We start from the raw sequence: 26,280 nt of genomic DNA on the forward strand, positions 1-26,280 counted from the left end.
TATCCATGCCGAACACAGAAGTTAAGCTTCTTAGCGCCGAGAGTAGTTGGTGGGAGACTGCCTGCGAGGGTAGGGCGCTGCCACGCTAGTAATTCCGGTTTAGCTCAGTTGGTAGAGCGCTTGACTGTTAATCAAGATGTCGTCAGTTCGAGTCTGACAACCGGAGTTAGCCAAAGTCGGTCAATGAGACCGATTTTTTTGGTTAATGAGATAATTGTTCAGTTATCGTAGGTTGGAGAGTTGTCCGAGCGGCCGAAGGAGCATGATTGGAAATCATGTATATGGGTATAATCCTGTATCAAGGGTTCGAATCCCTTACTCTCCGTCAACGTTCTATCGCTTAAAAGTATTCAGACTAATCTGAATGCTTTTTTATTTAGCTTGAATTTTTGCAAACAAAAAAGAATTGGAATAAAAATTCCAACTCTGTTTCTGCTCCTAGATATCATAAAAATGTAGGCTTGGACCTGAATGTCTCAACAGCACCATTCTTTTTTGCCAAAAAGGCGACTGGGTTAATCATTTAACTCAACCGAACCCTGGTTTTATTGAGCAAAGTCTTGAATGAACTAATCGATAATGACCGTATTCTTATCTGGCAAAGCAAATGGTTCCTTTGTGTCAATTAGGTCGTAATATAAATGACCATTTAAATGATCAATCTCATGCTGGCAAACAATTGCAGGGTAGTCACGTAAGCGAATTTGATGCTTTTCACCATTCATATCTTGATAGCGGACAGTAATACGATCGTGGCGAACAACATAACCAGGAACATCCTCATCAACGGACAGGCAACCTTCTCCTTCTGATAGTGCAGTTGGTTGAACAGAATGGCTAATGATAACGGGATTAATGATGACCTCTTTAAAAATTGGCGTGTTATCATTTTCATCATTGCCGGGTACTAAAACAGCAGCCATCATTTCCGAAACACCAACCTGTGGTGCGGCTAACCCGACGCCAGGACGTAGACCGTATTTCTTGGATAATTCGGGTGTTTGACTATTTTCCAGATATTCCATCATATCGTGGGCTAATTTTTTGTCATTATCAGATAAGGGAAATTCAACATTCTTAGCAACGGCGCGTAATACGGGATCACCATCGCGAACGATATCATTCATTAAGTACAAAATTGTTCCTCCAAACATTTAAACTTATTATTTAAAGTCTAGCAAAAAAAAGCGACGTTTTAAAGTCCAGTTAACATAAATACCATAAAAGCAGGTAAATTAAAACGCAAACGTCGCTATAAAAGCGAGTGCGAAATGTGGTAAGATAAATGAGAAACACTAATTGGAGCGAACCAATGAAAGAAAATTATACATATCCAATCGATCCTGATTGGTCTAATGATAAATTACTAGCCGTTATGAAAATTTTTACTGATGTAGAAGATGCTTACGAAAATAAAATAGTTGTGGCAACGTTTCAAAAAGATTGGACTAACTATTTGAAAGTTGTTCCGAGTAAGATGGAGCAGAAGACGATCGACCGTGAGTTTCAGCAATTAACTGATTATTCAATTTATCGAGTCACTCAGGCCGTTACTCGGGCCAAAACCAAAACAATTCAAATGAAAAATGAGGAACATCATGACAATTGAACCGTTAAAGATTCAACATGATTTAGTTGCTTGGTTAACCGTCGCGGGTGATAAAATCAGGCAAAGCTTAACAGATGAATTACACGTTAAGACGAAAAGTGGCCGTAATGATCTGGTCACGAACCGTGATAAGGAGATTGAACAGTTTTACGTTCGACAAATTCGTACTAATTATCCGCAGGCACGGATTTGTGGTGAAGAGGGGTTTGGCGACGTTGTCGAGGATTTGGCCGGCTTAATTTTTTTCGTCGATCCGATTGATGGTACGATGAATTTTGTTAAGCAAAAGGAAAATTTTGCAACGATGATTGGTGTTTATCTTGATGGTCAACCAATTGTTGGAGGCATTCTGGATGTCATGGCGCAAAAGCTAATTGTTGGCGGGCCAACTACAGGTGTTATGTTGAATGGGCGACCATTATCGATTCGTTTAGATCTTAATATTGCGGATGGTCTAATTGGTGTGAATAGCGGAATGCTAGCCAAGAATGTGGACCATGTCACTGATTTAATTCGTTTAAGTTCTGGTGCGCGAATTACCGGTAGTGCTGGTATTGAATTCGGTCAAGTTATTACGGGTAAACAAATCGGATATATTTCTAATTTATCACCGTGGGACGTTGCTGCGGGTTGGGCCATTGGCAGTGCTTTAAATATTGAGGCTCACACGGTTACTGGACAGCAACCATCACTGCTCAAACGTGAAATTATTATTGCGGGAATTCCCACAATTTGGCAAAATTTTACGAAATTGCAAAGTTGAAAACGATTTATTGAATAATTTTCTGTAAGCACGACAAATTATATGTTATTATTTTACTTGTCTGTATGATTTTTGTCGTCGTATACGCTTTTTGGAAGGAAGAAACTCATTGAAAACACGTGAAGATATTCGTAATATTGCCATCATCGCCCATGTCGATCATGGCAAAACGACACTCGTAAATGAATTATTGAAACAATCTGATACACTTGATGAACATATTAACTTGGAAGACCGCGCCATGGATTCAAATCCAATTGAACGCGAACGTGGTATCACAATTTTATCAAAGGTTACGGCCGTTGATTATCATGACCACAAAATCAATATCTTGGACACACCAGGACATGCTGACTTTGGTGGTGAAGTAGAACGAATCATGCGCATGGTTGATGGCGTATTACTAGTTGTCGATGCTTTTGAAGGAACGATGCCACAAACTCGTTTCGTCTTGAAGAAGGCTTTGGAGCAGCATTTGACACCAATCGTTGTGATCAACAAGATTGATCGTCCCGGTGCACGTCCTGCCGAGGTTGTTGATGAAGTACTTGAATTATTCATCGAACTCGGTGCTGATGAAGATCAACTTGATTTCCCAGTTGTTTATACTAGTGCTGTTAATGGTACATCAAGTATGGATCCCGAATTAGATACACAAGCTCACACGATGGATCCTGTCTTTGATACAATCTTAGACACAATTCCCGCACCAGTCGATAACAGCGATGAACCATTACAATTCCAAGTTGCAATGCTTGATTATAACGATTACGTTGGTCGTATTGGAGTTGGTCGTATTTTCCGCGGTAAGATTAAAATTGGTGATAGCGTTTCTGTCTTGAAATTAGATGGAACTGCCAAGAACTTCCGTGTGACTAAGTTGTTTGGTTTCTTCGGCTTGAAACGAATTGAGGTTGAAGAGGCTAAGGCTGGTGACTTGATTGCCGTTTCTGGTATGGAAGATATTTTCGTCGGTGAAACAGTTACACCAACAGACCAACCAGATCGTTTACCAATCTTGCGAATTGATGCACCAACCTTACAAATGACGTTTGCAGTTAATGATTCGCCATTTGCAGGCCGTGAAGGTAAATTTGTCACTGCTCGTAAGTTGGAAGATCGTTTGAAGTCACAATTACACACCGACGTTTCATTGCGCGTTGATGATACTGATTTACCAGGCGCCTGGGTTGTTTCTGGACGTGGTGAATTGCATTTGTCAATCTTAGTTGAAGAGATGCGCCGTGAAGGTTTCGAATTACAACTTTCTCGTCCAGAAGTTATCTATCGCGAAATTGATGGTAAGCTTAGCGAACCATTTGAAAGCGTCCAGATCGATACGCCGGATGAATATGTTGGTTCTGTGATTGATTCGATGGCTCAACGTAAGGGTGACATGCAAAATATGGAATCTGTTGGTAATGGTCAAACTCGGATGCTCTTCTTAGCACCATCTCGTGGTTTGATTGGCTATTCAACTGAATTCTTATCTATGACTGGTGGTTATGGTATTTTGAACCATTCATATGAAAAGTACATGCCAGTAATCCGCAATTGGACGCCAGGACGTCGTACGGGTGCCCTTGTGTCAATTAACCAGGGTGTTGCGACTACTTATAGCTTACAGTCTGTAGAAGACCGTGGTGAGCTCTTTATCGACGCTGGAACGGAAGTATACGAAGGAATGGTTGTTGGTCAAAGTAGTCGTGAACAAGATATTGCGGTTAATGTTACTAAGGGTAAGAACTTAACTAACACGCGTGCTGCTGGTAAGGATCATGCTGCTGCAATTCGGACACCACGTGATTTAACACTTGAAGAATCAATCGAATTCTTAAACGAAGATGAATACTGTGAAGTTACACCTCAAAGTGTTCGTTTGCGTAAAAAGATTCTTGGGACTAACGAACGTCGCAAGTCAGATAAACAAAGAAAAATGGTTGATAAAAAATAATCATGAATGCGAAAAAACTGGGATAAAATTCCTGGTTTTTTTATTTTGGGTTATCGTGAAAAGAAATCGCGAGTTTAATGACGATAACGTCACTGCTCTATCCAATCCCAGTTCTAAATAAATGAAACAGCTAGCGATCAATGTTGCTTTCAAGTTTGGTTTGTATCGCGCTTCCTTTTTTTCTTTTATTTTTACAAAGGTGGCCGACCATATTTTTTAGTAGGGATAAGTGATGTTATAATAGTTCTAACCATCTTTATCCAGGAAGGAACTGGCTCCTTTGAAAGAAAAACTACGACGTTTAGACCCATGGATCTTAATTCCCTATTTATTATTAATTGTTATTGGTGTGATTATGGTCTATTCAGCAAGCTCAGGTGAAATGATTGCGGCTAATCTTTCGCCAACAACTTATTTAAAGCGACAAGCAATTTTTGCTTTGGGTGGTCTATTTTTGGCCGGCATCACCTATTGGTTTCCCGCTCATTTCTGGTACTCCAAGGGTACGGTGACAATTATCACGTTGAGTACATTGGCTTTGTTAATTCTGCTGCGGATTATTAGCCACTTCAATCCATCAGCGGCTCAAAATGGTGCCGTGGGTTGGATTAACATTGGTGCGTTTAATATTCAACCTGTGGAAATTGCCAAATTAGCCATCGTCCTTTATTTCGCTTATATTTTAGGGCGCCGAGAGAAAAAATTAAAGAAGGGCCACATTCTCGAAGTTTTCGGGGCACCATTGGCCTTAACCGCACTTTTCGTGTTGCTAACGATGATTCAGCCCGATTTAGGTGGTGCCTTAATTCTGTCTTTCATTGCAGTTGTTTTAATTGGTGCTAGCGGTGTTTCGTGGGGATTCACGATCGGCGGTGGTGCGTTGATTTTCGGGATGTTTTGTGTTTTAGTTAATTTTATTGGTCATCTCAATAAGTCATCACTGTTTTTGAAGATTTCCGGTCTACAGCTATACCAGTTGGATCGTTTCCGTTCATTTTTGCATCCGTTTAAATTGGAACAACATGGCGGTGCACAGTTAGTCAATTCTTATTATGCGATTAATAACGGTGGTTGGTTTGGCCGCGGGTTAGGAAATAGTATTCAAAAACTTGGTTATTTACCAGAACCATACACGGATTTTATTTTGTCAATTACTGCGGAAGAACTTGGCGTTGTTGCTGTATCGGTCATTTTGATTTTGTTAGGCATCCTAATTGTTAGAAGCTTGTTGATTGGCATGCGATCGCATAATACTTATCACATGCTGGTTTGTTACGGTGTTTCCGCAATCCTGTTCGTTCAAACGTTGATTAACGTTGGTGGCCTGTTAGGCTTGATTCCGATTACTGGTGTGACCTTACCGTTTATCAGTTATGGGGGCTCTAGTATGTTGGTTTTGGCGATTTGTATGGGTTTAGTCTTGAATATTAGTGCAACAGAAAAAAGTAATCGAGAAAGGAGCGGATTGTAGTGTTCGTTATCAGAGAACGTATTTCGTTGTCCATCTGGGTTTATTCGCTTAAACAAGTGCGTCAGTTACGGCGTTACGGTACGATTTATTATGTGTCCAAGCGCATGAAATATTTGGTGATGTATATTGATGAGAAGCAGCTAGAGACGACTGTTAAAGCCCTTAACAATTTACGCTTTGTCAAAAAAGTAGATGTGTCGCCCCGTAAACAACTTGACATGAATTTAGGCATTAAGCTTGATCGAGAAGCTCAAGCGGCCAGTACGGGAGAAAATTAATGAGAGTGATTGCAGGCAATTATGGTGGTCGCCGCCTAAAAGCAGTCCCAGGTAATCAAACGCGCCCGACAACTGATAAAGTTAAAGAAGCGCTGTTTAGTATGATTGGTCCTTATTTTGCTAGTGGTCAGGTCTTGGATCTTTTTGCTGGAACGGGTGGTTTAGGAATTGAAGCTGTGTCGCGAGGCTGTGATGCAGCAGTATTAGTTGACAAGCAGCGCCAAGCGCAAAGCGTGATTGCAGAAAATATTGCCGTGACGAAAGAGCCAGAACGCTTTCGGCTAATGAAAACGGCCGCTCAAACCGCGCTTAGTACGTTGGCAGCTGAACAGCAACAATTTAACTATGTTTTTTTGGATCCACCTTATCGTTTTAAAATTATTGAACAATTGTTAGAAAAGTTAGTGCGTTTAAATCTACTGGCAAATGAGTGCATGATTATCGTTGAAACTGAAAAAGAGGATGTCATTGCACTTCCAGAACATTTCACGGCGCTGAAGTATCATGATTATGGCATTACCAAGATTTCAGTTTATCAATATAACAAAGGATGATCAGTAATGGGTAAAGTCGCGCTTTTTGCAGGGAGCTTTGATCCTTTTACGAAGGGACATTTGCAAATTTTAAAGAAAGCATTAACTGTTTTCGATGAAGTTGTGGTTGCTATTATGACCAATGATAGTAAGCATTATTTATTAACGACTGCAGAAAAGGTTCAAGTTGTTACCGATGCTGTAGCAGATTTGACTGGTGTGCGGGTAATCGCACGGCCTGCGACTTTAACGACAGATTTGGCCCGACAAGTCGGTGCGCAATTTTTAGTACGTGGTCTACGTAATAGTGCGGATTTGGAGTATGAAACCGGTGTTGCCCAGATGAATCAAACCTTAGCACCGAATATTCAAACTGTTTTTTTGTTGGCTGATCAGGATAATTCATTCGTTTCATCAAGTATGATCAAAGAAGTTTTAGTCTTTGGCGGTGATGTTTCGGCGTTTCTCACACCAACTGCAATTGCTATTTTAAGTCGAAAATTAAAGGACTGACAATATGAAACGGTGGCAAAAAATTGGCATAGCAGTGGTAACCTTAGTGCTATTAATTGTTTTCTTCGCGTTGCCTTTACCTGCTTATATCGAAGAGCCAGGTTCCGCGGAACCGTTGCGTCAATTTGTAACGGTCGATGGTAAAAAGGATACCCAAAAAGGTGCCTACATGTTGGTGACGGTCGGGATTCGCCAGGCAACACCATTTGGTTGGTTAACGGCGCATTTTAATTCTTTCGAAGATATTTTAAGTCAACAGGAATTAATGGGCAGTGCTAGCGATGAAACCTATAATCAGATCCAAGATTACTACATGGAAAGTTCGATTAACAATGCCATTGAGCAGGCTTACAAACTAGCCAAACAACCTTATCAGGTTAAATACTTGGGCATCTATGTCATGAATGTAATTAAGCAATCGAGCTTGGCTGGAGTGGTTAAGATCGGTGATACGATTACGGCTGTGGATGGTCATCATTTCCAAAGTAATCAAGGTTTTATTGATTATTTAAAAGACAAAGGTGTTGGCACCAAGGTTAAAATATCTTATCAACATGCCAATCAGAATCAAGTTGCCACGGCTAAGGTTATTAAGCTGCCTCAGACAAAACGTCATGGCATTGGGATTACCTTAACTGATCGGACGACGATTAAGACTGAAACGCCGGTTAAGATCAATGCAGGTGCGATTGGTGGTCCCTCAGCAGGCATGATGTTCTCCTTACAAGTTTATGAACAATTAACGCATGGTAATTTACGGAACGGTCGTAAAATTGCCGGAACAGGCACAATTGCCGCTGATGGAACGGTTGGTGCGATTGGTGGAATTGATAAAAAAGTTGTCGCTGCAAATAATGCTGGGGCGACGATATTCTTAGCGCCTAATGATCCCGTGACTAAGGCCATTAAACAAGCAGATCCTAATTATGTCAATAATTATCATGAAGCATTGGCTGCCGCTAAAAAGATTAAGACCAAGATGAAAATTGTACCAGTACGAAAATTTGCTGATGTGATTGATTATTTAAAAACACATCAATAGTTGGAATAATCTTTAAAATTTAAATCAGTTTAAGTAAAGCAGGGCCGCAAATTTTTTGCGGCTTTTTGCGTATTTAAACATGAGGTGAATTTTATGAAAAACATTTGGCAACGGCTTAAGCAAGTGCTACTGCAACAGCCGCTCAAATATGGCAGCATTTTAGTCGTAATTTTAGGATTAATTGTTTTTGGGATCATTCAGCAAGTACAAGACGCTAAGCCAGAAGCAGATCTAGCACAGTTGACGGCAGCAACAAATTCTCAAGATCAGGGACAGTCTGCTGCCACGTCGGCTCAATCAACATCAGTTGCTGAGCGTAATGCTCAGCAACCGTCGACAGAAAGTTCGACAACGCCTACCAAAATTTATGTGGAAATTAAGGGCGAAGTGGCGCGGCCTGATGTTTATCAAGTAGCGGCGACTGCACGAATAAACGATCTTGTTAAGCTAGCTGGCGGGTTGACAGCTGCTGCTGATAATCGTCAGCTTAATTTAGCCCAGCCATTGCAAGATGGGCTCAGCATTTATGTGCCTAAAAAAGGAGAAGAGGCATTAGTGCAAGACCAAGCCGGTGCACCAGCTACCTCTGCTACCACAGCAAGTGTAACGGTGACTGGTGAGACTGGTGTGCCCAATAAAGTTAACCTTAATCAAGCCGACGTAACGCAACTTCAACAAGTTAGTGGTATTGGTCCGAAAAAAGCCGCTGATATTATTGCATATCGGGAAACTGAAGGACCTTTCAAAAGTGTTGACGATTTAACAAAGGTCAGTGGAATTGGTGATAAAACTTTAGCTAAAATTCGTGAACAACTGTGTATTTAAGATGACGATTGGTTACGATCAAACATATTCTGGTAAGTTGCTTTTAGCTGGACTCGCCGTTTTAGTTGTTTTAGGAATTTTTTGGCAACCGCAGTATTGGTGGACAGGTGTGCTTGCTGCTGTTTTTTTACTATGGCGACTCTATTGTGTTCGTTCAATCCGGTTAGGTCTACTCACGCTGCTACTAACACTCGCCTTTACTGGACATCAATTATGGCTGAATCACCAGCAACAATTCTTGAAGAATTGTGAGTCGGTACAATTAAACGCTGATGGCTATAAGGTCAATGGCGATTTATTAACAGGAGTTGGTCAAGCTGGGAGACAAAAAATATTTGTGATGGTCAAAATCACATCGGAGGTTCAACAACAGTTCTTATTAAAGAACGATCAAAGGCTACAGTTAACTCTTAAAGATCCGACTGTGACGACAATTACACCAGCAACCAATTGGTCTGAATTTGACTTTAAGCAGTGGGCTGCTCATCGCCAAGTTCAACAACAAGTGACCGCAGAAATTGCGCAAGTAGCACAGGTCAAACCTAAACACCTTAGTGAAGTCGTGAGTCAGTTGCGTAAAAAGTTTTTGAACACGTTAACTAATCGACCTAAATATTGTGCTTTTCATTTACGGGCATTAATTGCCGGTTATAGTGAGCAAGCCGATCTTGAAATTAGGGAATTGTTGAGTACTTTGGGTATTATTCATTTGTTTGCCATTTCTGGGTTACATGTGGATTTATTAATTCGCAGTTGGCGATGGCTGGGTGCGCGCTTCTTGATTCCAGATGAAGTAACCCGCTTATTTTTGTTGCTAATATTACCAGTCTATGCACTTTTTGTTGGTGGTCAAATTGGCATTTTGCGGGCTGTTTTTTCATATTTCTTGCGCGAAATTTTACGTTGGCGCAAAGTTAGAATGGCAACTTTAGATCAACTCACAATTGTGTTGTTACTTTGTTTGTGGTGCCAACCAACAGCTCTGTTAGAACTTGGTCCGCAATTAAGCTTCTTACTTTCATTTGCGCTGCGCGTATTTCCGCGTACACTGCAACCTTGGCAACTGCAATTACGCTTAGGGTATTTAAGCATGTTGTTAATTTTGTTTTGGACGGCAACGTTTAACGTCATCGCATTATTAATGGGTGGCTTGTTCGCCCCACTATTTAGCGTTTTGATTTTACCAGCAACTTTGATGACATTGGTATTTCCGGCGACATGTGCTGGAATTGAGCCGATTTGGCAAGGACTCTACGAGCTGCTAAATCAGTTGGCCACACTTTTACCACTACAAATGACGGTTGGTCAGTTGCCGGTTTTCTTAGTGTTGGGTTTAATCGGTGCAGCATTAATAAGTTTTGAATTACCCAATATCCGTTTCAAAAAATGGGTGCAACTGGTTTTGCCATTGATGCTTGTTGGGGGTTATTATCGAATTGGCTTGCGCGATCAGGTTACCATGATTGATGTTGGTCAAGGTGATAGTCTTTTGATTCAGACAGCATTTCCTAAACGAACTTTATTAATCGATACTGGTGGTCAACTAATGTTTGGTTCGGACAAATGGCGCCAGCGTGTTAAAAATTCGCGGGTGGAGCGGATCACGATTCCTTATTTGTGTAGTCAAGGTATAAGTCACCTAGATTATGTTTTGGTAACTCATCAAGATGCAGATCATTTAGGTGATTTAGCAGTGTTATTAAAGAAGTTTCCAGTGAACAATATTATTTTTACACAAGGAATGGCGCAAAATCTCAATTTCAGACAGCAATTAAAAAATGCACCGCGCTCACTTCGTTATCTGCCGAGACTAGCAGGACAACAATTGACTGATCAGCGTTTACAGGGACAATTTGTGGCGCCGCAACAGGCCGGCTTAGGAGATAATGAAGATTCACTGACACTGTTATTGAAACTGGGCAATCGCAATTGGTTGTTTACTGGCGATTTAGATCGTGCGGGAGAATTAACCATTTTAAAAAAATATCCTGATCTAACGATAGATTATTTAAAAGTCGGGCATCATGGCAGCAAAACTTCCAGTGATCCAGAATTTGTTGCCCGAATCAAGCCACGATTGGCGCTGATTTCCTCTGGGCGTCATAACCGCTATCATCATCCTAATCAGGAGACTTTAGCGACCTTTGCCGAGTTAGGAGTGCCGTATTTAAACACAGCACATTATGGTATGATTGAATGGTATTTTAGGCCGTTAACGAAACAAATGAAAATTCGAACAAAATTAGTTGGGAATGAACAAATCAGTGGTCAATAAAAAAGCCAAACGTATTTCTGTGACACAATTAAAAAAGCTGTCTTTAACTGATTTGCCGTCAGTTATTTTGGTCTTGGGTCAAGAGCAAGCATTACTGGATCAAGCTAAAACATATTTCGAACATTTACTGATACCAGAAGAACAAGAGATGAATTATGGTCGCTATGATTTGACCGAGGATAGTCTTGGGGCTGCTTTAGACGATGCGGCATCAATTCCGTTTTTTGGTGACTGGCGGATTGTGATGTTGACGCAGCCGACGTTTCTGAGTGGGGAAGCTCGTAAGAATAAAGTCGATCATGAGTTTGACGCCTTGATCGATTATTTGACGCATCCTCAACCAAGCACTAAGTTGATCTTTTGGGCCAATTATGAAAAGTTAGATGAGCGCAAGAAAGTAACCAAAGCAGTCGAAAACAATGCCCTGATTGTTGATGCTAGTAAATTACAAGGGTATCAATTGACGAGTGCCTTGAAACAACTTTGCCAAGAAGAAAAAATTCAAATTGAAACATCTGCTTTGGAATTGTTGCAGCATCGCGTTGATGAGCAATATTCGTTAGCAGCCAAGCAGTTGCAGCAACTGGCCCTGTTTGTTGGCTCTGGACGAACGATTACAGTAGCTGATGTTGATCAAGTGGTTGATCAAGTTATTGATGACGACGTTTTTAGTCTAGTAGCTAACACGTTAAACCGCCAGCAAAAGTCTGCTTTAGAAATATACCAGCAATTACTAATCAATGGTAATGAACCAATTCAATTATTGTCGCTAATTACGTCACAAATTCGGTTATTGTTGCAAACTAAAATTTTACGACAAGCCGGTTTCTCGCAAGGGGACATCGCTGGACAGTTAAAAGTTCATCCGTATCGCGTTAAATTAGCGCTGCAACAAGAACGTCAATTTGGGCTACAACAATTAAAGAGAATGTCATTAGAGTTAGTGGATTTAGATTATCAAATTAAGTCTGGACGAGCTAATAAAGAGCAGGCCTTACAATTATTGATCATCAAATTTTCTAGTCGAGCTGAACAAGCTACCTTTACAGGCTAGCTTTAGTGAAGGTGTTGCGAGTTTAAAACGGCAAATCTGACTAATTTTTTTGACCAAGCGCATTTTGAAATGCAAAATTATTATTTTTTTGTCACCGAAAAGACTCTTTTTAATAAAGTTACTTGCATATCTAGCGTAGTTTGATATAATATTTAACGTTGAGTTTGAATTAGTCTACGCTGGAGGTGACCTTAATGCCACAAATCAAATCTGCAATCAAACGTGTAAAAACAAACGAAAAAGCTCGTTTAGCAAATGCTAGCCAAAAAGCAAACATGCGCACAACAGTTAAGAAGTTCGAAACTGCTAATGCTGCTAAAACTGAAAATGCTGACGCTTTGTACAAGGATGCTATTCGTTCAGTCGATATGGCCGCTTCCAAAGGCTTAATCAAAGCTAATAAAGCTGCTCGTGACAAATCACGTTTGACAAAATTAAACAATGCTAACTAAGAATGATTCGGGAGACCGAATCTTTTTTTATACTTGCTTTTTTTGCGAAATTTCGCTAAAGTAATGATGTTCACCAATTACTTAGTTTTGCGACCCACCGACGCTTTACTAAGTTCTTGGAATAAAAAAATGAGGTGGAAACATGGCTATTTCTCAAACAGAGAAGAACGAAATCATCAAAAAGTACGCTCGCCACGAAGGCGATACTGGTTCTCCAGAAGTACAAATCGCAGTATTAACTGCTGATATTAATGCATTGAACGATCATTTGAAGTCACATAAGAAGGATCATCATTCATATGTTGGCCTTTTGAAGAAGATTGGTCATCGTCGTAATTTATTAGCATATTTACGTGAAAATGATGTTGTTCGCTATCGTGAACTAATCAAGAGCTTAGGCTTGCGTCGTTAAGCTCATCCAAGCGAGGTCATATCGATCTCGCTTTCTTTATACATAGAATTACAAATCCAAGTAAAGGAAGAACAACAGATGGTACAAACGAAACATGTTTTTAAGCTTGAATGGGCGGGTAAACCGCTGCAAGTTGAAATTGGTCAAGTGGCTAAGCAAGCCAACGGTGCCGTTTTAGTGCGTTATGGCGAAACGGTGGTTTTGAGTGCAGTTGTGGGCAAGCCTGCTAAAGCAAATCAGGATTTTTTCCCGCTAACAATTAATTATGATGAGAAGATGTTTGCTGCTGGTAAAATTCCCGGTGGATTCAACAAGCGTGAAGGTAAACCGAGTACGCATGCAACGCTAACGGCGCGTTTAATTGATCGACCGATTCGGCCATTGTTCCCTGAAGGCTTTGTTGATGATGTGCAAGTTACTAATATTGTTTTTAGCGCTGACCCCGAAGCAGGTCCAGAGTTAATGGCGATGTTAGGGTCATCATTGGCTTTGGGAATTTCTGATATTCCTTTTGACGGTCCGGTTGCTGGGGTTAAGGTTGCTCGAGTTAACGGTGAATTACAATTAAATTCCCACTCTGACGTCTTACCAGAATCAGATTTGGATTTAACCGTGGCTGGTACTGAAGCGGCCATGAACATGGTTGAAGCCGGGGGTAATGAGATTCCCGAAGCTGAAATTCTAGCCGCTTTACAATTTGGCTTTGAAAAAGTTCAAGAATTATGTCGTTTCGAAAAACAAATTATCGCTGAAGTTGGTCAGGAAAAGATTGATTTCGTAGCGCCTAGTGCACCTGAAGATTTAGTTGCTGAGATTCAAGACAACTATTACTCGGCCATGCGTGAAGCTATTACCACTGAAGATAAGTTACAACGCGATGATAATATTGAAGCCGTCAAAAACCTGGCTCATGATCATTACGCGGCATTGAGTGGTGCTGAAGATGATCCAGCCTTTCTCAATCAGGTTGATGACTTAATGACTGGACTAGAACGTCAAGTTTTGCGGGAGCTCATTATTAAAGATAAGGTTCGTCCTGATGGCCGCCAATTAGATGAGGTACGCCAATTAAGCGCAGAAGTGGGCTTCTTACCGCGTGCGCACGGTTCGGGTCTATTTACCCGTGGACAGACGCAAGTGCTCTCTGCGTTGACGCTAGCGCCTGTAGCAGAGGCTCAAGTGATTGATGGGCTGACACCCGAGTATCACAAGACTTTTGTCCATCATTATAATTTCCCCCAATTCTCCGTTGGCGAGACTGGTCGTTATGGTGCGCCCGGTCGTCGGGAAATTGGTCATGGTGCATTGGGTGAGCGAGCTTTGACACCTGTCATTCCGAGTACAGAAGATTTCCCTTATGCCATTCGTTTAGTTGCCAATGTTCTAGAATCCAATGGTTCTTCTTCACAAGCTAGTATTTGTGCTGGCACTCTCGCATTAATGGATGGTGGCGTACCAATTAAAGCGCCTGTGGCAGGGATTGCAATGGGCTTGGTCAAAGAAGGTAGCGACTATACAATCTTGACAGATATTCAGGGCATTGAAGATCATCTGGGTGATATGGATTTCAAAGTTGCTGGAACAAGTGCCGGAATTACTGCGTTGCAGATGGATATTAAGGCCACTGGTGTGACTGAAACGATTCTAGCTGAAGCATTAGCTCAAGCCAAGCAAGCACGGTTACAAATTCTTGATGTGATTAAGGCAACGTTAGCAACACCACGCCAGTCATTAAGTAAATATGCACCTAAGATCGTACAAATGATGATCGATCCAGCCAAGATCAAAGACGTAATTGGTCGCGGCGGCGAGACGATTAACGAGATTATTGACAAAACTGGTGTTAAAATCGATATAGAGCAAACTGGTGCAGTTGCAATTAGTTCTGATGATGAAGAAGCTATTGAAGCGGCTAAACAAATTATTAGTGATTTAACGCGGGAAATTAAAGTCGGCGAAGTTTACATGGGAACCGTTAATCGAATTGAACCATTTGGTGCTTTCGTTGAACTGGCCAAGGGTAAAAATGCCTTAGTCCATATTTCACAACTGACTGCTGGTCACTTAGATAAGGTTGAGAGTGCGGTTAAGTTAGGCGACCAATTATTAGTTAAGGTTGTCAGCATTGATGGTAAAGGTAGAATCAATGCCTCGCGTAAAGCATTACTTGCAGATGATGATCAAAAATAGTTTGGCGGTGTGGAATTTTACGATAGCATCACAAGTGAAATTCCATATTTTTGCCTAAACACTGAAAAATATACAAGGAGTAAATATGTTACAAAATTTGAAGATTATCCCATTGGGCGGCGTTCGCGAAAATGGGAAAAATATGTATGCCGTTGAAATTGAAGATGAAATTTATATTCTTGATTGCGGTTTAATGTATCCAGAAAACGAATTGTTAGGAATTGACGTTGTTATTCCTGACTTCACTTATTTAAAAGAGAATATTGATAAGATTGTCGGTATCTTCTTAACTCACGGTCACGCCGATGCAATCGGTGCATTACCTTATTTCTTAGCTGAAAATCAGGTGCCAGTCTTTGGCTCCGAATTAACGATTGCTTTAGCTAAAATTACGGTTGCTAATGAGAAGAAGTTACGGCATTTTGATGATTTTCACGTGATCGATGAAAAAACAGCAATTGATTTCAAAAATGCGACGGTGTCATTTTTCAAAACGACCCATTCAATTCCTGGTTCATTAGGCGTTGATTTAAAAACAAGTGCCGGTCATGTTGTTTATACAGGTGACTTTAAGTTTGATCAAGTGGCAACACCTGAATATCAAACAGATTTTGGTCGTTTAGCCGATATTGGTCGCGATCATGTGATGGTCCTGCTTAGTGATTCTTCTAATGCGGAATCACCATACGAAACCAGTAGTGAGCGCGATATTTCTAGTTATATTCTGGAAACATTTAAATATCACGAAGGTCGCATTATCGTGGCGTCTGTCGCCAGCAATATTGTTCGCATCCAACAAATCTTAAATGCAGCCGCGCAAACGGACCGCCGGGTTGTTTTAACTGGTCGGGATTTAGAAAAGATTGTTAAGACAGCAATGAAGTTGAATTACTTAACCTTACCTGCTCCCAATCTTTTGGCCACAACCAAGGAATTACGAGAACTACCACCAGAAAAGACAGTTGTTCTAGAGACTGGTAAAATGGGCGAACCAATTAAATCATTAAGCAAAATGGCGACTAATCGGCATCGTTTATTACACATCAAAGAGGGCGATTTGGTCTTCATTACCACCACACCTTCTCATGCTATGGAAACTAATGTCGCTAAGATGCGTGATATGGTTTATCGTGCAGGTGGTACAGTCAAAGCGATTAGTGATGACTTACATTCATCAGGTCACGCTAACAAATCTAACTTGCAATTAATGTTGAACTTATTGCATCCAGACTATTTAATGCCAATTCAAGGCGAGTATCGTTTACTTGATGCTCATGCGCATATTGCCGAAGAAACTGGCATGCCAGCCGCTCATATCTTTTTGACTAAGATGGGCGATGTTGTTAAGTTTAATAAAGGCGAGTTTCATTTAGGTGCTGCTGTTAACGCCGGTGACACGATGATTGACGGTAGTGGTGTTGGCGACATTGGCAATATTGTGCTTCGTGATCGGCGTTTATTAGCCGATGATGGTATCTTCATCGCAGTCGTTACAATCGATCGGCGCAAGAAGAAAATTGTAGCTAAGCCTAAATTAACGTCACGAGGTTTTGTGTATGTTAAAGCAAATCGCAACTTAATGGCAGAAAGCTCTGACATCGTGGTTAAAGCGATTGAGAACAATTTGGCTAACAAAGAATTTGACTGGAACGATTTGAAACAAGATGTTCGCGAAGACTTGAGTAAATATTTGTTCGAGCAAACCAAACGTCATCCGGTGATTTTACCAGTGATCATGGAAGTTAACCAAAATCGCCATCGTTAAGAAATTTAGAAATAAGTGAAGTGGGGGCAAAAGTTAACTTGAGTTCAATGGTTAACCTAGTTGTTCTATTGACCAGCCTTTTGGTCGAACAGAGGCGGCGTCATTAAGGTATTTGGACCTGAATTTTTGTTCTGCAACAACATAAATAGCACGAATATAAGGAACTGGGATTTTTATTCCGCTTCCTTTATTTTTTTATCGTTGGGGGTGTAGTAGTGAGTCAATATCCGGAATCGATTGCTAACTTAGTTGGTTTAGCAAAAGAGGCGGAACAGCAAAAAAACGTCGCGCAAGCTAAAAAATATTTTCAACGTGCTTTGGAATTGGCCCAGCCTTTTAAGTTGGTGCAAACTTATTTTGACTTTTTGCAGCGGCAGCAAGATTTTAGTGAAGCACGGCAATTGTTGGCGGATTTTGAGCAGACGTTCTTGACCAATGGTGAATTAATTGCTTATTGGCAAAAATTATTTGCGGTTCAGGATTATTTAGTATTTGACCAAAGCCGCCAGCGGTTGTCACGGCAGCATGCTCAATTCTCGACGGCTGAAGAAAAAGTATGGACTGACTTGCAACAAAAACTAGCGACAGTTCAGGTTGCACCAACCAAATTGGCCCAACTGACCGCTAATTTATTACAAGCCGCGACAACAACCACTGGTCAAAATGTGGCCGTGGTTTTAGCACAATTGCAATTATTACCACCGGTTGCTTTCGTTCAAGCGGCTCGCCCGACGCTAATGAGCCCAACCTTAAATCCAGAAGTGCGCGTTAAATTAATTAATGAGATTAGCATGTTATCAGCTGATTATGCGTTAACGTTGAATTGGCGTGGCGCGCTGCGTACTATAAATTCTAGCGACTTAACAGCGATGCAAGAGACACCAGCGTTGGCCGAATTTTCAGCAGAATTAGCGCAATATCAAGTTGAACAACGGCAAGATGAAGTCGCACAACAATTTTCTTTGAGTAATTTATTGACCTATATTTTACTAACTTATCCTTTTTGTGAAGAAGAATTACAACCACACGATATTTGGCGGCAGTTTTTAATTACTGGGCAGATTCCAACCGGGGCTGATGCGGCTGAGATCGCCCAACTGACTTATTGGCAGCAACAAGAATTGAAATTGCTCAATAATTTAAATTCTTAATGATTTTGCGTAGGTTATTCTAGAAATTTCTCAACATTTTTTGAATTCTTGGACTAAAGGTGTTTACAATTTCGCTAACTCTCCGTATAATCATAAAAGGATATTTCTCTAAGGATAAACGTTGGTTTTCTGGTTGGGAAGTAGTATAATTAAACATAAAGGATTTTCAGCTACACATTGTCGGGCTGATTTTTACTTGTGAATATTACAGGAGGTTCATTTTATAATGGCAGAAAAAGAGCATTACGAAAGAACTAAGCCCCATGTAAACATTGGGACAATCGGCCACGTCGATCATGGTAAGACTACATTGACGGCCGCAATTACAAAAGTATTGGCAGCAAAGGGTCTCGCTAAAGCAGAAGATTACGCTGATATCGATGCAGCTCCAGAAGAAAAAGAACGTGGTATCACAATCAACACTGCCCACGTTGAATACGAAACTGAGAAGCGTCATTACGCACATATCGATGCCCCAGGACATGCTGATTACGTCAAGAACATGATCACTGGCGCCGCTCAAATGGATGGTGCTATCTTAGTTGTTGCCGCAACTGATGGCCCTATGCCACAAACTCGTGAGCATATCTTGTTGGCTCGCCAGGTCGGTGTTGACTATCTTGTTGTCTTCTTAAACAAGATTGACTTAGTTGATGACGAAGAATTAATCGACTTAGTTGAAATGGAAGTTCGTGAATTATTATCTGAATACGATTACCCTGGTGACGATATTCCTGTTATCCGTGGTTCAGCATTGAAGGCTCTTCAAGGCGACCCAGAACAAGAAAAGGTTATCATGGAATTGATGGATACTATTGACGAATATATCCCAACTCCAGTACGTGACACTGAGAAGCCATTCTTGATGCCTGTCGAAGACGTCTTCACAATTACTGGTCGTGGTACAGTTGCTTCTGGTCGTATTGACCGTGGTACTGTTAAGATTGGTGACGAAGTTGAAATCATCGGCTTGAAGCCAGAAGTTTTGAAGTCAACTGTTACTGGTTTGGAAATGTTCCGTAAGACACTTGATTTAGGTGAAGCCGGCGATAACGTTGGTGTCCTTCTTCGTGGTGTTAACCGTGATCAAGTAGAACGTGGCCAAGTTCTTGCTAAGCCAGGTTCAATCCAAACTCATAACAAGTTCAAAGGCGAAGTTTATATCTTGTCTAAAGATGAAGGTGGCCGTCATACACCATTCTTCTCAAACTATCGTCCTCAATTCTATTTCCATACGACTGACGTTACTGGTGTCATCGAATTACCAGAAGGTACTGAAATGGTAATGCCTGGCGACCACGTCACTTTCGAAGTTGATTTGATTGCTCCAGTTGCTATTGAAAAGGGTACTAAGTTTACTGTCCGCGAAGGTGGACGTACTGTTGGTGCCGGTCAGGTAACTGAAATCTTAGACTAATTTATTAATCTAGATAATTAAGAGACTAGAACATTTATGTTCTAGTCTTTTTTTATCGACGGAAATTTAATAGATTGTTGTGGCAAAAATAACGGTGTAGCTTTCTAGTTGTGAGAAACGTGTAGACCCTTCTAAGAACTAAAATCGTTATGTCGCGCTTCTTCGTGCCTGCGGGAAATGCGCTGGTGGAACGCTGCGAGTATTGATTTGAGCCAAATCAAAGCCCAATTTGTCTCAAATACAAACTTTCTTGTAAGTGGTAAACCACTAACAAGAATGCCGCGGCTGACCGCGATTTTCCTCCGGCACTGACGAAAGAGCGTTAGTGCAGTTTAATTGCAAATTTGTGCTTCTAAAAATTAGAAGGCAATTCAACCACTCGTTGATTCAGCGCTTGCGCAAAGGTTGCCAGCTTGTCTGCTTAGTGAGGGAAAATAAATACCGCTCAGTGGTGAGATTGTTGTTGCAGCTTTAGCTGTTACAACAAGGCCTGTCTTGGAGACAATTTTGTAAAAATTGGCTTCAAGCAGTGTCCACCACGTTCCAGCGAAAGTATTTATTTTTCCTCACGGTACTCGCAATACTCTGTATGCAACCTTTGCGCAGGCACGGAGAACCACAACATGACAGTTCTAGTTTTTAATGCACTAACTTAACGACGCCTACCACGTTCTATCAACAACTTTAGGAGTACTTGCCAGATAATTTTATGATAATCATTGCGATGTATTCGTTGGCAAACACCTGCTAGCAGTAATATTCTTAATTGTTTTTAACCGCGTAAACAGATATACTTAAACTGGTATTGTAGTACAGTTTATGAACTGTTGTTACATTATTGAACGCATTCTGGTTTGCTATTTTAATCCCATGGATGACAACTTGTTTAGGAAAGTTGGTGATTTTTTTGGCGACGAAGCATGAAGAAATCATTCATTATTTAGAAAATTTGCCAATTGGGCGTAAAGTTTCTGTGCGGGCGATTGCGCGAGATTTAAAAGTCAGCGAAGGCACAGCTTACCGGGCAATTAAATCTGCAGAAATGAATGGGCTAGTGGCGACAATTGAACGGGTCGGCACGGTCCGGATTGAGAAGGATCGGCCGAAAAAGATTGATGAACTATCTTTTGCCGATGTATTAGATGTCATTGATGGACGCGTACTTGGCGGTGCCAATGGACTTGATAAAGAGTTGAACAAGTTTGTCATTGGTGCCATGACTGAAAAGGCAATGATTCCTTATATTTTACCGATGTCGTTAGTGATTGTTGGTAATCGTGACGAAGCTCAAAAAATTGCCTTAACACATGGTGCCGCCGTTTTGATTACTGGTGGTTTTGACGCAACTAAAGAGAACATTGATTTAGCCGATCAGGCAGCGTTGCCTTTGATTAGCACAAATTATGATACGTTTACAGTTGCAAGTTTGATTAACCGTGAGATTTCTAACAAAAACATCAAGCAGGATATTATGACGGTAGCTGATGTTTATGCACCAGTTGATCAAATTCAAGTGTTGCGCCAAACACAAAAAGTTTCGGATTATCAAGCATTACGGCAGGGTACCAATAACACGCGCTTTGCAGTCGTTACAGATAAGGGCCGCCTTGTTGGTGTGGTGACCTTGCAAGATATTAAAGGTTTTTCTGAAGGAACGTTGTTAGACAAAGTCATGGTTAAGAATCCGATTACCGTGACTCGCCACACGTCATTAGCAAATGCAATTCATTTATTGACGTCTAACTCGATTGATTTATTGCCGGTTGTTAATCGTAACTTTGATTTAGTCGGGGTGGTTAATCGGACGAATGTTCAAGCGCTCAATCAACCTTTATCCCACGAACGGACTTGGACGCTACAGTATCAGGTTAGCGAATCAATGTATACCATTGAACACGAACAGCCGGAAACCGACGCTATTTTTCCAGACTGGGGCGTACACATTACCCCACAAATGGCGAATGAAATTGGCGCACTGTCGATTGGTGTTCTGGCAGAATTAATCACCTTAGCAACAACACGCTCATTACGAATTTATCAGCAAAAAGCGAGCATGGTTGATCAAATTGACTTGAGTTATTTCCGGTTAGTACAGATTGATCACGATTTAGAAATTCGCTTAAATGTAGTGAATGAAAATCGCCGCTTGACAACTTTTGATGTCGATATGTTGTCAGATCACACTTTGGTAGCCAAGGCATTGGTGACTTGCCAAATTATTGAGGAGATATAGTTATGGAGACAAATACATCATTTTCAGAGATTGTTGCAAAAATTGTGACGAGTAATAAAATTGTGATTCACCGTCATGCTAACCCAGATCCTGATGCTTTAGGGTCACAAGCTGGTTTAGCGGAAGCAATTAAAAATAGTTTTCCTAATAAACAAGTTCGTCTAGTTGGCAGTTCTGTTGGTGATCTAACTTGGATTAATCAACCTGAAGAAGTACCTGATGATTTCTATGATGATGCCTTAGTGATCGTGACGGATACAGCTGATACACCACGGATCAGTGATGCGCGTTTTGATAAAGGTAATTATTTAATCAAAATTGATCATCATCCCAATGATGATGCCTATGGTGACTTGTATTACGTTAATACAGACGCTTCTAGTTGTTCAGAAATGATTGTTGACTTGATCAATGCCAGTGAGGGCCAATTGAAACTAGATACAGAGGCGGCGCGAGTTTTATATGCGGGTATTATTGGGGATACTGGTCGTTTCTTATACAACGCTACCACGCAGCATACTTTTAATGTGGCTGCTCAATTGGTCGGCTTTGGCTTTGATCATAGTGAAGTTAGTCAAAATCTGAATGAGATTTCCTTGAACCAAGCAAAATTACAATCAGTTGTCTACGATCAGTTGCAATTCGATGGTGACGGCGCTGCCCATATTATGATTACGCTAGACATGTTGCAGAAGCTGGGTGTGGCTGACGACCAAGTTAATTCAGTGGTTTCAACACCAGGACGCTTGCGCGAAGTCTTATTATGGAGTATTTATGTTGAAAAGGAAGATGGCACTTACCGGGTGCACTTCCGTTCTAAGGGACCAATTATTAATGGCATTGCTAAAGCCCATCATGGTGGTGGTCATCCACTTGCAAGTGGTGGCAAAGCTGTTGATCAAACAGAAATTAATCAAATCGTCAGTGAGATGAAGACGGCCGGCGCAGCGTACTCAATGGGCCAATAACCGTCAACGAAAGGAACTTTATGGAAACAACATTTGCATCATTTAATTTAAAAGCATCATTAGTGGCTGGTTTAACGAAAATTCATTTTAAAAAACCAACCCCTGTTCAAGAACAAGTTATTCCCATTTTGATGAACGGTGGCGACGCCATTGTTCAATCGCAAACGGGTAGTGGTAAAACCCATGCTTTTCTGTTGCCGTTTTTCAGTCAATTAAAGGTTAATCAAGATTTACCACAATTGGTGATTACATCACCTAGTCGGGAATTGGCTACGCAAACTTATGAATTGGCGAAGCAATTACTCGAAGCTAGTGAGGAGACCTTCCGCATCCACTTGTATGTTGGTGGTAGTGACAAGGAACGTCAAATCGAAAAGTTGGCGCATCAACAACCAGATATCGTGATTGGGACGCCTGGCCGAATTTTAGATTTAATTTCTAGTTCGGCGTTGCGAGTTGATCAGGTGCGGTTCTTGGTGATCGATGAAGCTGACATGACGTTAGACATGGGCTTCTTGAAAGATGTGGATGCCATTGCCAGCAAAATGCCGGAACAATTGCAGACAGCCGTCTTCTCGGCGACCATTCCTGATAAATTGCAACCATTCTTGCGTAAATACTTGAATTCACCTGAGCAAGTTAAGTTAGCACCAAAATCTGTTATTAATCCTAATGTGCAAAACTGGTTATTTGCCACTAGAGGCAAAAATAAAGCAGATTTAGTCGCGCAATTATTAACGGTGGGGCAACCATATTTGGCGTTGGTTTTTGCAAATACCAAACAGACGGTTGATGAATTAACCGCGAAGTTGAAGGCTAAAGGTTTCAAAGTTGCTAAGATTCACGGGGGGTTACAACCACGTGAACGTAAACGCGTGATGAAGCAAGTTGAAAATTTGGAATATCAATACGTGGTCGCAACTGATCTCGCTGCTCGTGGCATTGACATTCCCGGCGCATCATTAGTGATTAACTATGAAATTCCTAAGGACCTCGAATACTTCATTCATCGTGTTGGTCGGACGGGTCGTAATGGCCTCGACGGAACCGCAATCACATTGTACGGCCCTGATGATGAGCAACAAGTCAACGAAATTGAAGCGTTAGGAATTAAATTCACACCCAAGGCTTTAGTAAACGGACAAATTGTCGACTCATACGATCGGCGGCGGCGGACTAAGCGCCAAGCGACCAAAGATAAGCTTGATCCTAAAATGGTCGGTATGGTTAAGAAACAACAACGTAAACACAAACCTGGTTACCGTAATAAAATTAAAAAAGCCTTGTCTGAGGATCGGCGTGCAAAACGGAAGATTGAAAATCGGCAAGAGTTACGAGCAACACGACGGTCACATAAGCGATGAATGAACAAGAAATTTATTTACCCCAATGGCAAGAGCTTTCTAATCAGCGGCGGCTAGATATTTTTCAACAAATTATTCGTTATTTCGTTCGCCCTCTATGGCCGGTAACTAATATTCGTCCGCTTAAAATGCAGTTTGGTCAAACAACGATCGTTAGTTGCCAAGCTGATTTGAATTATCAGACCTTTATTTTTGTCCCGGGAAATTTAGCAGGGCAGTTTGCTGACGGGGTGAAAGCAATCAGTCCGTTTATGATTGCGCGAACGGCCACAGCAGCCAATTTATTACTTATTGGCGAACTGAACGTCGTCAATGGCGAAGTTAATGGTGATCAAGCTTTATTGAAACCATTTGCCAGTGAGATTGACGCGTTTTTATATCGGCGGCGCAACTCATTAGATCCTTTCGTTAAAGCTAGTCAAACAGAAGCAACTAGTCGGTTAGTCTTCCAAGAAACGAGAGCAGAACATCTGTCGTTGTATGTTCAAAAAGATTGGTCATATGTAGCATTACGACGACAGTTGCGTTCTGTAGGTTGTAACTTGGCAACTAAGAATCAATGGGAATATAGCACGACCGGCGATTTAACACCGTTTGAATTACCAATCAATCAAGATTGGCAAACACCAGATTATTATCAATCTGGCTATGGCGCCGCCTTTACAACGACAAAGAATCAAGAACTATTAAATGATCCGGGCATTGTGAAAGCTAATCCCTTTCAAATTGATACCAGTTCAACCACCGCAGTTTTAAAATCGATTAATACTGATTATGACATAAACTTACCCACAAATTTAACGCCGAACTTTGTTTATCGCCCAGTGATTAATGTTCAACTAGATTAGAGTGCGGAGAAGCAACGGGTTGCTGGTATTAATTTAAGTGGAAAGATTGATGCGTGTTAACGCAGCAAGATTTTCACTTAAATTACTTACCAGCAGTTGCTTCGTAGCACGTTTCAGATAGAGTGCGAAAGCCAACGGGTTGGCGATATGAATTTAAATGGGAAGATCATTGCGTGCCAACGCAAGGAGATTCACACTTAAAATCACTGTCGCCAGTTGTCTTGAGCGCGTTTCAAATCAAAGTGCGGAGAAGCAACGGGTTGATGGTATTAATTTAAACGGGAAGATTGATGTGTGTCAACGCAGCAAGATTCACGCTTAAATTACTTACCATCAGTTGTCTTGAGCACGTTTCAAATTACAGTGCGCAAAGCAACGTATTGCTGGTAGCATGGATTGACTTTAGCGGAAATGTTCACTATAATAACTTTTGACTTGGAATATGTTGTTAGGCGCGTTGTTCAGAGAGGGATTGGTTGGTGTGAGGTCCTCAACGTCACGAAGCAATGCTCTCCATCGATTATTTGAATAAATTAATTAAGTGGTTAACGAATCGCATCGTTGCAATCAAGGTGGTACCGCGCATAAGCGTCCTTGAAATTGCAGCGGTGTTTTTTATTTTCTGCGCGGGTTTCTGTTCAAGAGTGGTTGTGCGAAAACTAGAACTGTTGTGTTGTGATTCTTCGTGCCTCCAGAAAATATGCTGGTGGAACGCTGCGAGCATCGATTTAAGACGATCAGAGATTGTCTTAAATACGAGCTTTGTTGTAAGTGGTAAACCACTAACAACAATATCGCGGCTGACCGCAATTTTCTTCCAGCACTGACGGAAGAGCGTTAGTGTGGCTTAACCGCAAATTTGTGCTTCTAAAAAATTGGTGGTAATTTAACCACTTTGTCAACTCAGTGCTCACGCAAAGGTTGTCCTATTGTCAGATTAGTGGCGGCGAAGAAATACCGCTCAGTGGTGAAATTCTTGTTGCAGCTTTAGCTGTTACAAGAAGGTTCGTCTTGAAGACAATCTTTGATTGGCTTCAAGCGATGCCCACCACGTTCCAGCGATACGTATTTCTTCGCCGCCACGACAACGCACCAAATTTCATCCGCAACGTTTGCACAAGCGCGAAGAACCACTATTAAAGATTATTTGCGAGGAGAAGATT

22 protein-coding genes, 2 tRNA genes and 1 rRNA gene are annotated in these 26,280 nt (G+C 41.2%); 24 read left to right on the plus strand and 1 reads right to left on the minus strand.

The window, feature by feature from the left end; translation table 11 throughout:
- The 3 genes from rrf to EKM65_RS08780 all read left to right on the plus strand — a co-directional run.
- Positions 1-86: ribosomal RNA gene (gene rrf, locus EKM65_RS11640) — 5S ribosomal RNA — on the plus strand; the annotation flags it as partial.
- Positions 87-93: 7 nt separating this feature from the next.
- Positions 94-166 (plus strand) — tRNA-Asn (locus EKM65_RS08775).
- A gap of 68 nt (positions 167-234) precedes the next feature.
- Positions 235-325: transfer RNA gene (locus tag EKM65_RS08780), tRNA-Ser, on the plus strand.
- Positions 326-569: 244 nt separating this feature from the next.
- On the opposite strand, the gene def is transcribed toward EKM65_RS08780, so the two are convergent.
- A complete protein-coding gene (gene def, locus EKM65_RS08785; protein WP_125607591.1) occupies positions 570-1,136 on the minus strand; it encodes a peptide deformylase in 567 nt (188 codons plus the stop codon).
- Positions 1,137-1,312: 176 nt separating this feature from the next.
- On the opposite strand from def, the gene EKM65_RS08790 reads away from it, so the two are divergent.
- The 21 genes from EKM65_RS08790 (at position 1,313) to EKM65_RS08890 (ending at position 25,117) form a co-directional block, all read left to right on the plus strand.
- Positions 1,313-1,609 carry a UPF0223 family protein gene (locus EKM65_RS08790; RefSeq protein WP_164506881.1) on the plus strand — a complete coding sequence of 99 codons (297 nt, stop codon included), beginning with the start codon at positions 1,313-1,315 and terminating at the stop codon, positions 1,607-1,609.
- The gene (locus EKM65_RS08795; RefSeq protein WP_164506882.1) at positions 1,599-2,372 is read left to right on the plus strand and encodes an inositol monophosphatase family protein; all 774 of its coding nucleotides are present in this window, start codon (positions 1,599-1,601) and stop codon (positions 2,370-2,372) included. Before EKM65_RS08790 ends, EKM65_RS08795 begins: the two co-directional genes overlap by 11 nt.
- A gap of 109 nt (positions 2,373-2,481) precedes the next feature.
- Positions 2,482-4,326, plus strand: coding sequence for a translational GTPase TypA (typA, locus tag EKM65_RS08800; RefSeq protein ID WP_125607597.1), 1,845 nt, complete (start codon positions 2,482-2,484; stop codon positions 4,324-4,326).
- A gap of 280 nt (positions 4,327-4,606) precedes the next feature.
- Entirely contained in the window at positions 4,607-5,797 is a 1,191-nt protein-coding gene (locus EKM65_RS08805) for an FtsW/RodA/SpoVE family cell cycle protein (RefSeq protein ID WP_125607599.1), read from the plus strand.
- Positions 5,797-6,075: a YlbG family protein gene (locus EKM65_RS08810; RefSeq protein WP_164506883.1), complete on the plus strand. Its 279-nt coding sequence runs from the start codon at positions 5,797-5,799 to the stop codon at positions 6,073-6,075. Before EKM65_RS08805 ends, EKM65_RS08810 begins: the two co-directional genes overlap by 1 nt.
- Positions 6,075-6,629 (plus strand): 16S rRNA (guanine(966)-N(2))-methyltransferase RsmD, encoded by a 555-nt coding sequence (rsmD, locus tag EKM65_RS08815; RefSeq protein ID WP_125607603.1) that lies wholly within the window; start codon positions 6,075-6,077, stop codon positions 6,627-6,629. Before EKM65_RS08810 ends, rsmD begins: the two co-directional genes overlap by 1 nt.
- 6 nt (positions 6,630-6,635) lie before the next feature.
- Positions 6,636-7,121, plus strand: a complete 486-nt coding sequence (coaD, locus tag EKM65_RS08820) for a pantetheine-phosphate adenylyltransferase (RefSeq protein ID WP_125607605.1) — start codon at positions 6,636-6,638, stop codon at positions 7,119-7,121.
- Positions 7,122-7,125: 4 nt separating this feature from the next.
- Entirely contained in the window at positions 7,126-8,163 is a 1,038-nt protein-coding gene (locus tag EKM65_RS08825; RefSeq protein ID WP_125607607.1) for a SepM family pheromone-processing serine protease, read from the plus strand.
- A gap of 93 nt (positions 8,164-8,256) precedes the next feature.
- Positions 8,257-8,988 carry a helix-hairpin-helix domain-containing protein gene (locus EKM65_RS08830; protein WP_125607609.1) on the plus strand — a complete coding sequence of 244 codons (732 nt, stop codon included), beginning with the start codon at positions 8,257-8,259 and terminating at the stop codon, positions 8,986-8,988.
- Position 8,989: 1 nt separating this feature from the next.
- The gene (locus EKM65_RS08835) at positions 8,990-11,263 is read left to right on the plus strand and encodes a DNA internalization-related competence protein ComEC/Rec2 (protein WP_125607611.1); all 2,274 of its coding nucleotides are present in this window, start codon (positions 8,990-8,992) and stop codon (positions 11,261-11,263) included.
- The gene (gene holA / locus EKM65_RS08840; RefSeq protein ID WP_164506884.1) at positions 11,253-12,317 is read left to right on the plus strand and encodes a DNA polymerase III subunit delta; all 1,065 of its coding nucleotides are present in this window, start codon (positions 11,253-11,255) and stop codon (positions 12,315-12,317) included. The genes EKM65_RS08835 and holA overlap by 11 nt, the downstream gene beginning before the upstream one ends.
- Before the next feature lie 194 nt (positions 12,318-12,511).
- Entirely contained in the window at positions 12,512-12,769 is a 258-nt protein-coding gene (rpsT, locus tag EKM65_RS08845) for a 30S ribosomal protein S20 (RefSeq protein ID WP_125607615.1), read from the plus strand.
- 142 nt (positions 12,770-12,911) lie between these two features.
- Positions 12,912-13,181: a 30S ribosomal protein S15 gene (gene rpsO / locus EKM65_RS08850; RefSeq protein WP_125607617.1), complete on the plus strand. Its 270-nt coding sequence runs from the start codon at positions 12,912-12,914 to the stop codon at positions 13,179-13,181.
- Between the two features lie 78 nt (positions 13,182-13,259).
- Positions 13,260-15,371: a polyribonucleotide nucleotidyltransferase gene (gene pnp, locus EKM65_RS08855; RefSeq protein ID WP_125607619.1), complete on the plus strand. Its 2,112-nt coding sequence runs from the start codon at positions 13,260-13,262 to the stop codon at positions 15,369-15,371.
- Between the two features lie 85 nt (positions 15,372-15,456).
- Positions 15,457-17,136 (plus strand): ribonuclease J, encoded by a 1,680-nt coding sequence (locus EKM65_RS08860; protein WP_125607621.1) that lies wholly within the window; start codon positions 15,457-15,459, stop codon positions 17,134-17,136.
- 215 nt (positions 17,137-17,351) lie between these two features.
- The gene (locus EKM65_RS08865; RefSeq protein WP_125607623.1) at positions 17,352-18,287 is read left to right on the plus strand and encodes a hypothetical protein; all 936 of its coding nucleotides are present in this window, start codon (positions 17,352-17,354) and stop codon (positions 18,285-18,287) included.
- Positions 18,288-18,513: 226 nt separating this feature from the next.
- A complete protein-coding gene (gene tuf, locus EKM65_RS08870) occupies positions 18,514-19,704 on the plus strand; it encodes an elongation factor Tu (protein ID WP_125607626.1) in 1,191 nt (396 codons plus the stop codon).
- A 907-nt stretch (positions 19,705-20,611) separates the two neighbouring features.
- On the plus strand, positions 20,612-21,937 hold the full coding sequence (locus tag EKM65_RS08875) for a DRTGG domain-containing protein (RefSeq protein ID WP_164506885.1): 1,326 nt from the start codon (positions 20,612-20,614) through the stop codon (positions 21,935-21,937).
- A 2-nt stretch (positions 21,938-21,939) separates the two neighbouring features.
- A complete protein-coding gene (locus EKM65_RS08880; RefSeq protein WP_125607630.1) occupies positions 21,940-22,905 on the plus strand; it encodes a DHH family phosphoesterase in 966 nt (321 codons plus the stop codon).
- Between the two features lie 20 nt (positions 22,906-22,925).
- Positions 22,926-24,269, plus strand: coding sequence for a DEAD/DEAH box helicase (locus EKM65_RS08885; RefSeq protein WP_125607632.1), 1,344 nt, complete (start codon positions 22,926-22,928; stop codon positions 24,267-24,269).
- Positions 24,266-25,117 (plus strand): hypothetical protein, encoded by an 852-nt coding sequence (locus EKM65_RS08890; protein ID WP_125607634.1) that lies wholly within the window; start codon positions 24,266-24,268, stop codon positions 25,115-25,117. The genes EKM65_RS08885 and EKM65_RS08890 overlap by 4 nt, the downstream gene beginning before the upstream one ends.
- Positions 25,118-26,280: the final 1,163 nt, after the last annotated feature.

The sequence above is a fragment of the Lapidilactobacillus bayanensis genome (genome assembly GCF_003946695.1).
Taxonomy (GTDB): Bacteria; Bacillota; Bacilli; order Lactobacillales; family Lactobacillaceae; genus Lapidilactobacillus; species Lapidilactobacillus bayanensis.

What these genes read in the sequence shown, in the direction of transcription:
- EKM65_RS08790 (WP_164506881.1), top strand. Translation starts at nt 1,313, where the DNA reads ATGAAAGAAAATTATACATATCCAATCGATCCTGATTGGTCTAATGAT.
- EKM65_RS08795 (WP_164506882.1), top strand. Translation starts at nt 1,599, where the DNA reads ATGACAATTGAACCGTTAAAGATTCAACATGATTTAGTTGCTTGGTTA.
- rsmD (WP_125607603.1), top strand. Translation starts at nt 6,075, where the DNA reads ATGAGAGTGATTGCAGGCAATTATGGTGGTCGCCGCCTAAAAGCAGTC.
- coaD (WP_125607605.1), top strand. Translation starts at nt 6,636, where the DNA reads ATGGGTAAAGTCGCGCTTTTTGCAGGGAGCTTTGATCCTTTTACGAAG.
- EKM65_RS08825 (WP_125607607.1), top strand. Translation starts at nt 7,126, where the DNA reads ATGAAACGGTGGCAAAAAATTGGCATAGCAGTGGTAACCTTAGTGCTA.
- EKM65_RS08830 (WP_125607609.1), top strand. Translation starts at nt 8,257, where the DNA reads ATGAAAAACATTTGGCAACGGCTTAAGCAAGTGCTACTGCAACAGCCG.
- EKM65_RS08835 (WP_125607611.1), top strand. Translation starts at nt 8,990, where the DNA reads ATGACGATTGGTTACGATCAAACATATTCTGGTAAGTTGCTTTTAGCT.
- rpsT (WP_125607615.1), top strand. Translation starts at nt 12,512, where the DNA reads ATGCCACAAATCAAATCTGCAATCAAACGTGTAAAAACAAACGAAAAA.
- rpsO (WP_125607617.1), top strand. Translation starts at nt 12,912, where the DNA reads ATGGCTATTTCTCAAACAGAGAAGAACGAAATCATCAAAAAGTACGCT.
- pnp (WP_125607619.1), top strand. Translation starts at nt 13,260, where the DNA reads ATGGTACAAACGAAACATGTTTTTAAGCTTGAATGGGCGGGTAAACCG.
- EKM65_RS08860 (WP_125607621.1), top strand. Translation starts at nt 15,457, where the DNA reads ATGTTACAAAATTTGAAGATTATCCCATTGGGCGGCGTTCGCGAAAAT.
- tuf (WP_125607626.1), top strand. Translation starts at nt 18,514, where the DNA reads ATGGCAGAAAAAGAGCATTACGAAAGAACTAAGCCCCATGTAAACATT.
- EKM65_RS08880 (WP_125607630.1), top strand. Translation starts at nt 21,940, where the DNA reads ATGGAGACAAATACATCATTTTCAGAGATTGTTGCAAAAATTGTGACG.
- EKM65_RS08885 (WP_125607632.1), top strand. Translation starts at nt 22,926, where the DNA reads ATGGAAACAACATTTGCATCATTTAATTTAAAAGCATCATTAGTGGCT.
- EKM65_RS08890 (WP_125607634.1), top strand. Translation starts at nt 24,266, where the DNA reads ATGAATGAACAAGAAATTTATTTACCCCAATGGCAAGAGCTTTCTAAT.